This window comes from Hydrotalea sp. AMD (genome assembly GCF_004100315.1).
Lineage (GTDB): Bacteria > Bacteroidota > Bacteroidia > Chitinophagales > Chitinophagaceae > Hydrotalea > Hydrotalea flava.
This window is the reverse complement of sequence record NZ_SCKY01000022.1, coordinates 17,863-31,633: the sequence shown is the minus strand read 5'-3', so window position 1 is coordinate 31,633 and position 13,771 is coordinate 17,863. Positions and strand designations below refer to the sequence as shown.

Below are 13,771 nucleotides of genomic sequence, written 5' to 3'. Positions count from 1 at the left end.
TGGCCGGCAAACAAAATATTCACTTACAAATTATATTCAGTTTCAATAAAAATATAATTGGCTTTGATAGTTAGCTATTTTTCATACACCTTTGCAACTAATTTATTCATCTTTAGAGAATCATCATTTACATGGGAGTTTTTAATTTTTTAACCCAGGAAATTGCCATCGACCTGGGCACAGCGAATACTTTAATTATTCACAACGATGAAATTGTGGTAAACGAACCGAGTATTGTTGCCTTGAACAGAAATAATCCGAAAGAAGTGCTGGCTGTAGGCAAAAAAGCCTTGCTCATGCACGAAAAAACCCATGAAAGCATTAGAACGGTAAGACCCCTGAAAGATGGTGTAATTGCAGATTTTAATGCTGCCGAATTAATGATAAGGGAATTAATTAAGTTGGTATATCCTAAAAAACCGCTTTTCCCACCCAGCTGGCGGATGGTTATTTGTATTCCGTCTTCCATCACTGAAGTAGAAAAAAGAGCCGTACGCGATAGCGCTGAACAGGCAGGCGCCAAAGAAGTGTATATGATTCACGAACCAATGGCCGCTGCATTAGGTATTGGTATTGATGTAGAAGAACCTGTAGGTAATATGATTATTGATATTGGCGGTGGTACCACCGGTATTACAGTAATTGCTTTGGCCGGTATTGTTTGCGACCAATCGATTCGTATTGCAGGAGATGAGTTTACAGCCGACATTATGGAAGCCTTACGCCGCTATCACAGTTTATTAATTGGAGAAAGAACTGCAGAACAAATTAAAATAAATGTGGGCGCTGCAATGAAAGATTTAGATAATCCACCCGATGATATGCCCGTAAATGGCCGCGACCTGGTAACAGGTATCCCCAAACAAATTATGGTGAGCTATCAGGAAATTGCAGAAGCCTTGGATAAAAGTATTTTTAAGATTGAAGAAGCCATTTTAAAAGCACTGGAAACCACACCTCCTGAATTAGCCGGCGATATTTACCGGAGAGGTTTATACCTTACTGGTGGAGGTGCCCTTTTAAGAGGACTCGATAAAAGATTGAGTGCGAAAATTAAACTTCCCGTACATGTAGCAGATGACCCATTAAAAAGTGTGGTAAGAGGTACCGGACTGGCGCTTAAAAATTATCAACGCTTTCCTTTCATTATGCGATAGCCGTATTAAAAAAATCTTTACAGTTTACTAAAAACAGATGCCAAGATAATAACTTTGTCAGGTTTTTAGAGTAGCTTCCCTTTTTAGAAAATGAAAAATATTTTTCTATTTATAAGGCGTTTTTTTGTATTTATCTGCTTTATTGTATTGCAGATAACCAGTATGGTATTTCTATCCAAATATAGTAAAACCCATGAAGTTTTTTTCGGTGCAGTTACAGGTGATATAACTGGAAAAATATATACACAGTTTAATGATATAAACAGTTATTTCTCGCTTCGTAAAATTAATCAGCAACTGGCAGAAGAAAATGCTGCACTTAGAAATCGCTTAAAAGCAGATTTCCAAATACCAGATACTTCAAAAATAATTTTCACCGATACGCTGCGCATTGATTCACTTCAAAAAACAAGAAAATATATTTTTCTGCCTGCCCGTGTGGTGGGGAATTCAGTTAGTTCACAAACCAATTATCTCACCTTACAACGTGGTGCCAATCAGGATATCAAAAAAGGAATGGCGGTGATGGGGCCACAAGGTATTGTTGGCGTAGTAATTGATGTAAGCCCCAATTACAGCAGGGTTATGAGTTTGCTGCACCGCAACAGCAAAGTAAGTGCCATGCTAAAAAAAGACAATAGCTTTGGTAGTATTGAATGGGATGGCGATAACCCCAACGAGCTAACCTTACGCAATATTTCAAAAGGTTCAGTAGTAAATAAAGGAGATACGGTAGTTACCAGTAGTTATTCTGCTAACTTCCCACCAGGTTTAATGATTGGGACAGTAAGTGGAACAGAAAATGAAGCAGCCTCTAACTTTTATACTTTAAAAGTTAAACCCGCCACTAACTTTTATACTTTACAATATGTATATATTATAGCAAACAAATATTTTAACGAACAAACCAATTTAGAAAACGCCAAATTAAAAAATGAGTAACCTCATCCGAAATATTATCCGCTTCGTACTATTTATTTTGGTGCAGGTATTTGTGCTAAACCGTATTCCACCTATTCATCAGTTTATTGTACCATACGTTTATTTTCTTTTTATTCTTTGGTTACCTTTTTCCATCAACCGCTTAGTGCTACTTTTTACAGGATTTTTGTTTGGTATTAGTTTAGATTATTTCACTGAAACCCCCGGCCTGCATGCCGCTTGTTGCACGCTTATTGCTTATCTCCGACCATTTTTGCTCAACATTTTAATTCCACAAGAAACTACAGAACAAAGTTATTTAGAACCCTCTATTAAAAGTATGGGTTGGGCACCTTATAGCCTTTATGTGCTGTTGCTAACGCTTACTCATAATGTTTATCTGGTATTGATAGAGTGGTTGCAATTTGGAAATTTTTTGTATTTTATGGGTAAAGTGCTGGGCACCACCGCCATTAATTTATTGCTTATTTTTATAACTGAAATGCTTTTTTTCAGAAAAGCAAAGTACAGAACAAACGCTGCATAAAACTGCTGCTTATTGCAAAAAGCAATAAATATATTTTAATGATTTGTTTTTGGAAAAGTTTGTGCGGTTGTCTGTAGCTTTTGTGCATCTTTGTATATTCATTTCATTATTTATTGATATATTTTAGAAAACAATGCCCGTATTTAACCAAAGCAGAAGCAGGGTTATACAAATTATTTTTGCTATTGTATTCATCATAATAGCAGCACAATTAATCAACCTGCAGGTTTTTTCCAAAAAATATAAATTACAGGCAGAGAATAATGCCATTTACCGAAAAGTGATTTATCCGGACAGGGGTATTATTTTCGATAGAAAAAATAAAAGCCTGTTAGAAAACAGTATTATGTTTGATTTGGTGGTTACACCTGCCGAAAGCCGTGGCATTGATACCTTGGCGCTATGTAATTTATTAGACATTGATACAGCTGAATATAAAAGGAGAATGCGGGATATTATTTTTAAAAATACTTCAGTAAGACCCAGTGTTTTTGAGCCCTTGCTATCACAGGAATTATATGCCCGCCTCAATGAAAACATTTACAAATTTCCCGGATTTGAATTAAGTGAACGTTCGGTTCGTATTTATCCCTTTCATATTGGCGCTAATTTTTTAGGGTATACAGCTGAAGTAAATCCTGCATTTCTTTCCAAACATAAAGATGAAGGCTACGAAATGGGCGATTATACCGGTATGACAGGACTTGAACGAACTTATGAAAAAGTATTAATGGGTCAACGAGGTATAAAACGCTATATAAAAGACAACCGAAGCCGCATTCAGGGATCGTATGAAAATGGGCTTTTTGATACCGCAGCTGTTGCAGGAAAAAACCTATACCTCAGTTTAGATGCCCAATTACAGGCACTGGGTGAAAAATTAATGACCAACAAAGTGGGCAGCATTGTAGCTATCGATCCCAATACAGGGGGTATTTTATGCATGGTGAGTGCACCCAGTTACGACCCCAATTACTTAACCGGAAGTGAACGCAGCAGGCATTTCAATAAATTATATAAAGACCCCCGCCTGCCTTTATTAAACCGCGCTATTTATACCACTTACTCGCCCGGCTCAACTTTTAAAACAGTGGTAGGCATTGTTGGTTTATCAGAAGGTGTAATTGATGAACGCTTCTCCATTGTTTGTAATGGTGCCTTTTGGGGTTGTGGCAATGGCCGTCCTAAATGCTTAGACAAAGGCACTTTTAATTTAACATCGGCCATAGCACATAGTGATAACACTTATTTTGCTACAGTGTACAAACGTATACTAGACCAACAACGGTATGGTGGAGCAGACAGTGCTTTAAAAATATTTAACAGCTATGCATACACTTTCGGACTGGGACACAGGCTGGGAATTGATTTACCCGGCGAGCAACCTGGCAATTTGCCTATCTCTTCTTATTACAGAAAAATTTTTGGAAAAAACTGGAACTCCTGCAATGTTATTTCTAATGCCATTGGGCAGGGTGAGGTAAGCACAACCGTGTTACAATTGGCCAATGTAATGGCCACCATTGCCAACAAAGGCTGGTATTATACCCCACATATGGTTGATTCAATTGAAGGAAAAGAATTCGACTATTTATTAGACCGCTTTAAAGAAAAACACTTAACCGACAGTGCTATACCCGACAGTGTTTATGAAGCAGTACAAAATGGCATGCAGGGTGTAATGGAATATGGAACCGGAGCTGCTGCACAGGTACCCGGTGTGGTAGTATGCGGTAAAACCGGTACCGTACAAAATTTTTACCATGGTGTGGCCCAAAAAGATCATGCTTTTTTTGGCGCTTTTGCCCCACGCAATCACCCTAAAATTGCCATTGCTGTATTGTGTGAAAATGCAGGATTTGGTGCACAATCTGCCGCCCCAATTGCCAGTTTAATGATTGAACAATATTTAAAAGACTCAATACCCGAACCCGACAGAAAATTGAAAGTAGAAGAAATAGCCAAACTGAATTTAATACCAGCCCGAATGAAAGCGGAAATGAATCGTTTGGATTCTATCAAACTAAAAAAAGAAGAAGAACAGAACCGACAAAATCTGCAAGAGCAGTTGTTAGATTCTTCCGGAACCGAAACAACTGAAGCATTATTCCCCAATGAAGTAAAACAACAACCCAATCATTCATTACCCAACCAGCCGAATAAGAGAAAACAGCAGCAACTTACAATGGCTATTTTAATGACTGATCACAAAAAAAAGAAAACATTCCGATTCAATGCATAGAAATCATCATTCTACCCAAACCATTTCTCCAGGTATAGACTGGGTAATTGTGGCTATTTACCTTATTTTGGTAGCCATTGGCATACTCTGCATTTTTATGGTAGAATACAAACCCAATACCGATGTGTTGGCATCGTTTATCAGTGGCAAAACCAATTACAGTAAACAATTGATTTTTGCAGGCGTTTGTTTGGTAGCAGCCATATTTATATTACTCACAGATAGTAAAATTTATACTGCATTCGCCAATCTTTCTTATACATTGGGCATTGTTTTAATGCTGGCCACATTTGTAGCAGGTAGAAGCATTAATGGTTCTAAAAGCTGGATACCCATTGGCGGTGGATTTAACCTGCAGCCGGCAGAATTGTGTAAAATTTTTACAGCACTTGCATTGGCTAAATATTTATCACGACAAGAAACAGATTTCTCCAAATTAAAATCACAATTAATTGGTGGTGCACTTGCGCTGGCTCCGGCAGTATTATCTGTTTTTCAAAACGAAACCGGTCTGGCGCTTGTTTACCTTTCTTTCTTCATTGTTATGTATCGGGAAGGGCTACCACCCGGCTTGCTGATTTTTGGTTTTTCTTTTGCAGCGCTGGTCATAGCCACATTAATAATTGAACCCAATACCCTTGCTTTGACATTAACCGTTATAGCCGTATTAACCATTTATTTTGTTCGAAAACAATTGAAACGCAATAAAAGGCTGTTAAGTATTATTATTGTATTATGGGCATTGAGTGTAGGCATCCAGCGCTTTGCAGTGCCTTATATTTTTAATAATGTTTTTCAATGCTACCAAAGTACACGTATTTACAGCATGGTAGGTAAAGATTATGATTGCAGTAAAAACCACCATCATACCAATAGCAGTAAAGCCAATTATAAGCCTCCCAGAAAACCCGATGATTATAATGTACGCCAAAGTAAAATAGCCATAGGCTCAGGAGGTATTTGGGGTAAAGGTTTTTTGAAGGGTACACAAACTCGGGGTAAATATGTTCCAGAACAACATACCGATTTTATTTTTACTTCTTTGGGCGAGGCTTTTGGGTTGGCAGGCAGTTTAACTTTTTTGCTCATTTATTTATTTCTGCTAATACGTATTGTGAACATTGCTGAAAGACAAAGAAGTACTTTTAGCAGAGTATATGCCTACAGTGTTGCCAGCATCCTGTTTTTTCATATTGTAGTAAATGTATGTATGACAATTGGTTTGTTTCCTATTATTGGCATTCCACTTCCACTCATTAGTTATGGTGGATCTTCCCTGCTAACATTTACTATCTTAATTTTTATTATGCTCCGATTAGATGCCGACCGGCAAATGGTTTTACGCTAATTAAAAAAAGGAAGGGATATTTGCAAAATTGGAAAGCAGCAGCAATGCTGTTTCTTTTTGTTTTTAATCAATTAAATGCAAGTTAAATGCAAGTAATACCATTATCGGAAGGGAGTTTCACGATTGATAAATCTAAAATTTTTGTTCCTTTTAATCTGGAAGCTGATAATTTACATAACAGGCCCATTGGCAGTTTATTGGTAGAAGTGCAGCCTTTTGTAGTGATTACGGAAAAAGATATTATTTTATTAGATACCGGTTTGGGCTTTTCGGTTCAAAATACATTGCAGTTAATTCAAAATTTACAAGCCCAACATATACAACCCGAACAGGTTACAAAAGTGTGGATGAGTCATTTACATAAAGACCATGCAGGCGGCATTAGTAAAAAAAACAATCTGGGATTTTATAACCTTACCTTTACTAATGCGGTATATTATATTCAGGAAGAAGAATTTGCTTATGCAATGGATACAGGATTTCCCTCTTACATGATTGAAGAAATTGAAGTGCTGCATCATCATCCGCAAGTGCAATGGCTACATGGCAATGGCAGGTTAACAAATAATATCGGTTACGAAATTGAATATGAAATTACCGGTGCTCATAGCCCTTTTCACCAAATTTGTCGCATAAAAAATAATTCGCAAACCATTTTTTTTGGTGCGGATGATGCCCCACAATTGCAGCAAATGAAAAGTAAGTTTATAGCTAAATATGATTTTGACGGGAAAAAGGCCATGCAATTAAGACAGCAATGGTGGCAGGAAGGTAAAGCTCAAAATTGGACCTTTTTATTCTACCACGATATTGTAACACCAGTGTATCAAATGTAGCCTTCAGGAAACATTTAACGTTGATTGGGCAAACGGTTTTGTCTTCGCTTTTCCAATTCGTTCTTTAAAACCAATCTAAAATTTCTTTCGCAAAGAAATACTTTACCGGCCCTTTCATCAGTACCCAATATTTGTTTAAATTGGTTATAATAATTTTTCTTAACCTCTAAAATAGCTTCATCCAATGCCAAGATATTGGGATTATTGAGATTATTTTTTCTTGCCTCTTTCAAAGCATCTAAATAATCATAGTAAACAGGCCAAAATTGCTGTGCTTCCTCACTGCTTAAATTCAACTGTTTGGTGATGTAAGCAATTTTCAAACCCTGAATATTGACAAAACGATTATTGGTAGTTTGTGCAAATACCTGTAGCCCACAAAACAACAAAACAACCAGGAATATATAATTTTTTTTCATCTGCAAATTTTTAATGCTTCAAACATTCAGCATTTGATCTTCAAACGTATATCTGATTAGGGCTTAACTTCCAACTTTTTGTTTGGTTTCAGCAGCTACCGGCAGGTTTGCAACATCTTCAGTTGCCTTTAAATAGCCTTTCAACTCATCATCACTAATGTTTTGTAAACTTTCCTGCACACTCAGCATGGTACCATCTGTATCAATACTGGCGGTATCATTCACATAAGCGGGAGCAGTAATATCATTGTTCAAATAATTTTGAATGGATTCATCGCTTACATTCGTAATTTCTTTATTCAAACTAAAAGCATTGATAGATGAAGTAAGCATGGTATTGTTCCACAATGCACCGGTTACCAAAATGCCTGACATAACAGCCGCCGCTGCATAAGTTATCCATTTGCGGGTTTTACTAAAGCCAATCACTTTTGCCTTAGTTTGTTCCTGAACAGGCGTAAAATCAGTGCGCTCAAAATATTTCGAAGGTACACTGTAAACTGGCATTTTTGAAATTTGATTGAGCAATGGTGCCACTTCCTCTAATTCTTCCCAAGCTGTTTGCTGGGAATTATCCTGTTGCTGAATCCGTTGTAATATTTGATGCGGCAACTTATTAAAATAATTATTCGGAACCGCAAACGGATTTTGGGGAGAGGGAAATAGGGATGCTACTTCATCTTCACGAATTTTAAGCAATAAATTGCCTGCAAACTGTTCAAAATAATTATGAGGAACAGTATAAACCTGCGTGGGTTGTATCTGAATCAACCCCGGAGAATGTTCTTTCAACTCCTGCAATATCATTTCACTTCTCAACATCATGGTATAAAGACTAATTTTTGGAGTAATCGTTTAACAGTTTATAAGTTTTTAATTACTTCTTCAATTTTTTTAGCGGCATGGTGGTAGCTCGCCTTCAAAGCGCCCTCGCTGGTATCTAATACTTTACTCATTTCCTCATAAGGCATTTCATCAAAATAACGCAGGTTAAACACCAATCGTTGTTTTTCAGGCAATTGTTGAATGGCCAACTGCAGTTTCCATTCTAACTGATTGGCGTTAAAATTTTCATCTGCCCGAATTTTATTGCTTAAACCACTTTCCATTTCATCAAAACTTAAAGTGCCTTTTTTCTTTTGTTGCTCCAAAAAAGTAAGGCATTCATTGGTGGCAATTCGGTATAACCAGGTGTATAATTGGCTGTCTTCCCTAAAATTTTCTAATCCTTTCCAAGCTTTAATAAATACATTTTGCAACACATCGTTGGCATCTTCATGATTCACTACCATTCTTCGGATGTGCCAGTATAATTTTTCCTGATATTTTTTTACAATGGCAGTAAATGTCCGCTCTTTTGTAGCCGGTTCCCGAAACTCATATAACAATACGGTATCATCGCTTTGCATGCAGGGAAATTAAATAAAAAACGGAAATAAAGCTGGTTAGACTGTTTTTTTATGGAAAAGTTTAATGCACAAAAAGTTTATATTACCACTATTTTCACATTATTACTAAATTTAGAATACAAATACACATGAAGCGAATTGCTATACTGCTTTGTTTTTATCCATTTCGGCTTTCAGCACAGGTTTCTGAAGATGAAGCTGCCACCCGAAACATATTACAACAACAAGTAGTTGCCTGGAACAATGGCAATTTGGATGCATTTATGCAAGGGTATTGGAAAAAATGACAGTTTGTAATTTATTGACAGCAACGGGTCTGTATATGGTTATAACAAAACTTTGGCCAATTATAAAGCACATTATTCCACTAAAGCACAGATGGGCCATTTTACTTCCCCTACTTTACGTTTGCAACCTTTATCTAGCAATTATTGCTATGTAACCGGTAAATGGCATTTGGAAAGAACAGTGGGGAATGCCGAAGGTTACTATACCTTATTGTTTAAAAAAATAGAAGGGCAATGGGTCATTATTTCCGATCATAGTTCCTGATGAAATCATTTGAGCGGATGTTTCTTTCTCCAAATTTTTAGAACGTAATAAAAAACAAATGCACCACTCAACAATACCCACACATAAAATATAATATTGCCAGCAGTTAAATGATGTTGCACTTCTGCAAATTTTAACTTTAACCCAATTGCAATATTTACAAACAGCCAAAGTAATATTGCTGCAATGGTATTGATGATTTTTACAAAAAATGTCCTGATATCTTCTTCCAATATAATTGTATTTAAAGCTTAACAATCAGTGTTGCTGAATGGTTGATATTAATCTAAACTTTGGTTGGCTGTAGCTGCTAATTTTAAAATACGATCAAATTGTGCCGGTGTTAAATCATTATAAAAATAGTAAATAGGATCAACCGGTTTCCCATTTTTATGTACCTCATAATGACAATGCGGACCAGTACTTTTGCCGGTACTACCCACATAACCAATCACTTCACCCCGCTTTACCACTTCGCCCGACCTGGCTTTTACTTTAAACATGTGCCCATATAAGGTTTGGTAACCATAGCCATGATTAATGATTACTTCATTACCATAACCACCGGTATTAAATCCGGCTGTTTGCACTACACCATCTGCAGTAGCATAAATAGGCGTACCCAGTGGTGCAGCAAAATCTAATCCTGCATGAAACTTGGTTACTTTATAAACCGGGTCAATTCTATAACCAAAACCACTCGCTATTCTATTTAAATTTTTATTGCTTACCGGCTGAATGGCAGGAATAGCCAATAACAACTTCTCCTTATTCTTTATCATGTTATCAATATCGGCATAGCTTTTTCCCTGATAAGCCACCCGAAGGGTTAAATTATTCAATTGATTTTTAATGTTATTCACCAATTCGGTTTCTGTTTGCCCTTCTAATAATTTAATTTCATTTTTGGTTTCCATAATCTTGGTTCTGGCGCTATCGGGTATGGGGGTTGATTCAAATATGGTACGGTACACATTATTATCCCGATCTTCCAGTTCCTGCATTTGCACTTCCAACTGTTTTACCCTTTCTTGTATAAGGGCATAATTTTCAGAAAGATCGCGATTTTGCTGACGCAGTAATTTCTCTTTCGGGCTGTCAACAAATTGAAATACCAATAATACCAGCAATACCCCTGTAACAAGCGAAGCTGCGATAAAACCAATTACCTGCAATATTCGAACCCGCAAAGGTACTTCCAATTTTTCGAACCGAAGGGTATGTGTATTATAATAATATTTTATTTTTCGCATAAATGTGATTGTTTTTAAACACCGCTAAAAAGCCACTATTTGAGCTAACGGTTTCCCATGTTATAACCACATGGCATTAGAACATTGGATTTTCATTCGGTTTCATCAGCTTGATGATAAATGTATTCAAATAATTTGTTTGTTTTGCATGGTACCAATTTCAAAGTAAAACAACAGCTGTTTTTTCAGTGAGCGATGTACAGCCATATTTTAATTCAAACCAAATTCAGTTGTATTCATGAAAAAAAATACATATTCAACTGAAACGAATAAATTTTAGTTGCATACCGTATGTTTAAGCATACGGTTTGCTTACCTTTGAACGCTGCCAAATAATTGGCAAAGGTAATTGTAATGATTGCTAAACTTTTAGTAAAATTTTGAAACAGGCATGTTAACATCGGCAGAAATAAGGCAACAATTTTTAGATTTTTTTGCTTCAAAAGGGCATAAAATAGTACCCTCGGCACCTATTGTGTTAAAAAATGACCCCACTTTAATGTTTACCAATGCCGGAATGAATCAATTCAAAGATATTTTCCTAGGCGTTCGGCAACCCAATGCTGTTCGGGTTGCCGACACCCAAAAATGCCTTCGGGTAAGCGGTAAACACAACGATTTGGAAGAAGTAGGTGTTGATACCTACCACCATACCATGTTTGAAATGCTGGGCAACTGGAGTTTTGGCGATTATTTTAAAACAGAAGCCATTGCATGGAGTTGGGAATTATTAACCAAGGTTTACAAAATTGATAAAGACCGATTGTATGTAACCATATTTGAAGGCGATACGGCAGAAGGTTTACCCGAAGATGTAGAAGCACGGATAGAATGGAGTAAATGGATTGCCGCGGATAGAATTTTACCCGGCAACAAAAAAGATAATTTTTGGGAAATGGGCGATACCGGTCCCTGCGGCCCTTGTACAGAAATACATATTGACTGTAGACCAGATGCTGAACGGATAGCCATTAATGGCAAAACACTGGTGAACAAAGACCACCCACAAGTTATTGAAATTTGGAATAATGTGTTTATTCAGTATAACCGTTTAAAAAACGGAAAATTAGAACCCTTACCTGCTAAACATGTAGATACCGGAATGGGGCTGGAACGTCTGGTTCGTGTTATTCAAAATAAAACCAGTAATTACGATACTGATTTATTTACACTCACTATTGCATTAACAGAACAAATTACTAAGCAACAATACCAGAATACGCAAAATAAGCAGGATATTGCATTTAGAGTAATTGCCGATCATATTCGTGCCATTGCCTTTACCATAGCCGATGGGCAATTGCCGGCCAACAACGGTGCCGGCTATGTAGTACGCCGCATTTTGCGTAGAGCCGTTCGCTATTATTTCTCGTATCTTCAATACAAACAACCTTTACTGTTCCAGCTTATACCGGCATTAGCACAACAATTTAATCAGGTATTTCCTGAATTACAACAGCAAGTTGATTTTGTGGCAAAGGTAATTAAAGAAGAAGAAGAAGCTTTTTTACGTACGTTAGATAAAGGGCTTAAAAAAATGGAAGAACTGATAGAACAGGCACAGCAAACGCAACATATCATTGATGGTAAAAGTGCCTTTGAATTATTTGATACATTTGGCTTTCCCATTGATTTAACCAAACTCATTGCTGCTGAAAATAATTTGCAGGTTGATGATAAAGGCTTTGAAACCGAAATGCAATTACAAAAAAACCGGTCGAGAGCTGCCAGTACAATTGATGCAGATGATTGGGTAATACTACAACCCAATGCCTTTACTGAATTTATTGGTTATGACACCTTAAGTATTGAAACAAAAATTGTACAATACCGAAAAGTTACCGCAAAGGGAAAACAAGCTTACCAGGTGGTGTTAAACGCTACCCCATTTTATGCAGAAAGCGGTGGCCAGGTAGGCGATACTGGTTGGCTTACCATTGGCAATGAAACCATTGCTGTTACCGATACACGTAAAGAAAATAATGTATTTATTCAATTTACAGAAGCTTTACCCGCTCAGTTAAATGAACCGGTTATTGCAAGTATTAATATTCCCCGCCGAAAAGCCATCATGGCGCACCATACGGCCACCCATTTGCTGCATGCTGCACTTAGAAAAGTATTGGGTACTCATGTAGCACAAAAAGGCAGTTTAGTAAATGAAGCCTATTTGCGATTTGACTTCTCACATTTCGCAAAGCTTACTGATAAAGAATTAGAAAATATAACAGCTTTGGTGAATGAAAAAATAAGGGGAAATATTCCGGTAGTTGTTCAAACCATGAAAAAGGAAGATGCCCTGAAAATGGGCGCTATGGCTTTATTTGGTGAAAAATATGGAGATGAGGTACGTGTGGTAATTATTGACCCCTCCTATTCCGTTGAATTGTGCGGCGGTACCCATGTAGGCAGTACGGGAGAATTGGGAATTTTTGCCATTCAACACGAAACTGCAGTAGCTGCAGGTGTGCGCAGAATTGAAGCTGTTTGTGGTATTGCAGCGGAACAATGGATGCAACAACAATTACATACTTTACAGGAAGCAAAAACATTACTAAAAAACCCCAAAGACCTGTTAAAAGCCATTGAACAATATTTGGAAGAAAATGCACTACTGAAAAAACAGGTAGCCTATTTAGAGTTGAAACAAATAGAACAAATTCAGGAGCAACTATTACAGCAAGCAGATACCGTTAACCATACACATTTTATAGGTAAATTGTTAAATGTAATGCAACCCGACATATTGAAAAAACTTTGCTTTCAATTAAAAAACCAACTTACCGGAAATTATGTAGTTGTACTGGCTGCAAATATATCTGGCAAACCACATGTTGCTGTGCTATTATCTGAAACAATGGTTACTGAAAAAAAATGGGATGCCAACCAACTCATTAAACAACATATTGCACCCATTATTAAAGGCAGCGGTGGCGGACAAAAAACGCTGGCAACTGCTGGCGGACAAGATGCCAGTAACCTGAACACCATTTTTTCAGCCATCCGGGCACTTTTATAAATCTAATTCAAGTTTATTTTACTCATAATAACCGGCAGCATTTGGCTCCGGTTTTTTTGTATTTATCC

Annotated in this window: 14 protein-coding genes; 9 read left to right on the top strand and 5 right to left on the bottom strand. The window is 37.0% G+C overall.

Annotated features, from left to right (window positions below):
* Nucleotides 1-131: 131 nt before the first annotated feature.
* The 6 genes from EO766_RS14485 to EO766_RS14460 all read left to right on the top strand — a co-directional run bounded on the left by EO766_RS14485 (nt 132) and on the right by EO766_RS14460 (nt 7,051).
* Nucleotides 132-1,157 (top strand): rod shape-determining protein, encoded by a 1,026-nt coding sequence (locus tag EO766_RS14485; protein ID WP_068245144.1) that lies wholly within the window; start codon nt 132-134, stop codon nt 1,155-1,157.
* Between the two features lie 90 nt (nt 1,158-1,247).
* Nucleotides 1,248-2,099, top strand: a complete 852-nt coding sequence (gene mreC / locus EO766_RS14480; protein ID WP_074421125.1) for a rod shape-determining protein MreC — start codon at nt 1,248-1,250, stop codon at nt 2,097-2,099.
* Entirely contained in the window at nt 2,092-2,625 is a 534-nt protein-coding gene (locus EO766_RS14475; protein ID WP_074421126.1) for a rod shape-determining protein MreD, read from the top strand. Before mreC ends, EO766_RS14475 begins: the two co-directional genes overlap by 8 nt.
* Nucleotides 2,626-2,758: 133 nt before the next feature.
* Complete coding sequence (gene mrdA / locus EO766_RS14470) at nt 2,759-4,867, top strand: penicillin-binding protein 2 (RefSeq protein WP_074421127.1); 2,109 nt, start codon at nt 2,759-2,761, stop codon at nt 4,865-4,867.
* The gene (gene rodA, locus EO766_RS14465) at nt 4,860-6,215 is read left to right on the top strand and encodes a rod shape-determining protein RodA (RefSeq protein WP_074421128.1); all 1,356 of its coding nucleotides are present in this window, start codon (nt 4,860-4,862) and stop codon (nt 6,213-6,215) included. Before mrdA ends, rodA begins: the two co-directional genes overlap by 8 nt.
* Nucleotides 6,216-6,301: 86 nt before the next feature.
* On the top strand, nt 6,302-7,051 hold the full coding sequence (locus EO766_RS14460; protein ID WP_074421129.1) for an MBL fold metallo-hydrolase: 750 nt from the start codon (nt 6,302-6,304) through the stop codon (nt 7,049-7,051).
* A gap of 14 nt (nt 7,052-7,065) precedes the next feature.
* Here the strand turns inward: EO766_RS14460 and EO766_RS14455 are convergent, their stop codons facing one another.
* From EO766_RS14455 to EO766_RS14445, 3 genes are all read right to left on the bottom strand, one after another.
* Nucleotides 7,066-7,470, bottom strand: coding sequence for a hypothetical protein (locus EO766_RS14455; RefSeq protein ID WP_074421130.1), 405 nt, complete (start codon nt 7,468-7,470; stop codon nt 7,066-7,068).
* A 63-nt stretch (nt 7,471-7,533) separates the two neighbouring features.
* Nucleotides 7,534-8,295 (bottom strand): hypothetical protein, encoded by a 762-nt coding sequence (locus EO766_RS14450; protein WP_074421131.1) that lies wholly within the window; start codon nt 8,293-8,295, stop codon nt 7,534-7,536.
* Between the two features lie 38 nt (nt 8,296-8,333).
* Nucleotides 8,334-8,879, bottom strand: coding sequence for an RNA polymerase sigma factor (locus EO766_RS14445; protein ID WP_074420577.1), 546 nt, complete (start codon nt 8,877-8,879; stop codon nt 8,334-8,336).
* A 128-nt stretch (nt 8,880-9,007) separates the two neighbouring features.
* Here EO766_RS14445 and EO766_RS14440 point away from each other — a divergent pair, with 128 nt between their 5' ends.
* Both EO766_RS14440 and EO766_RS14435 read left to right on the top strand, forming a co-directional pair.
* A complete protein-coding gene (locus EO766_RS14440; protein ID WP_179853784.1) occupies nt 9,008-9,166 on the top strand; it encodes a Cif family virulence factor in 159 nt (52 codons plus the stop codon).
* Between the two features lie 13 nt (nt 9,167-9,179).
* On the top strand, nt 9,180-9,431 hold the full coding sequence (locus tag EO766_RS14435) for a nuclear transport factor 2 family protein (RefSeq protein WP_287101456.1): 252 nt from the start codon (nt 9,180-9,182) through the stop codon (nt 9,429-9,431).
* A gap of 5 nt (nt 9,432-9,436) precedes the next feature.
* Here EO766_RS14435 and EO766_RS14430 read toward each other — a convergent pair whose 3' ends face one another.
* Together EO766_RS14430 and EO766_RS14425 are read right to left on the bottom strand one after the other, a co-directional pair.
* A complete protein-coding gene (locus EO766_RS14430; RefSeq protein ID WP_074420576.1) occupies nt 9,437-9,664 on the bottom strand; it encodes a hypothetical protein in 228 nt (75 codons plus the stop codon).
* A 48-nt stretch (nt 9,665-9,712) separates the two neighbouring features.
* On the bottom strand, nt 9,713-10,684 hold the full coding sequence (locus EO766_RS14425; protein ID WP_068245175.1) for a M23 family metallopeptidase: 972 nt from the start codon (nt 10,682-10,684) through the stop codon (nt 9,713-9,715).
* A 391-nt stretch (nt 10,685-11,075) separates the two neighbouring features.
* Between EO766_RS14425 and alaS the strand changes: the two genes are divergently transcribed.
* Complete coding sequence (gene alaS / locus EO766_RS14420; RefSeq protein WP_074421132.1) at nt 11,076-13,703, top strand: alanine--tRNA ligase; 2,628 nt, start codon at nt 11,076-11,078, stop codon at nt 13,701-13,703.
* Nucleotides 13,704-13,771: the final 68 nt, after the last annotated feature.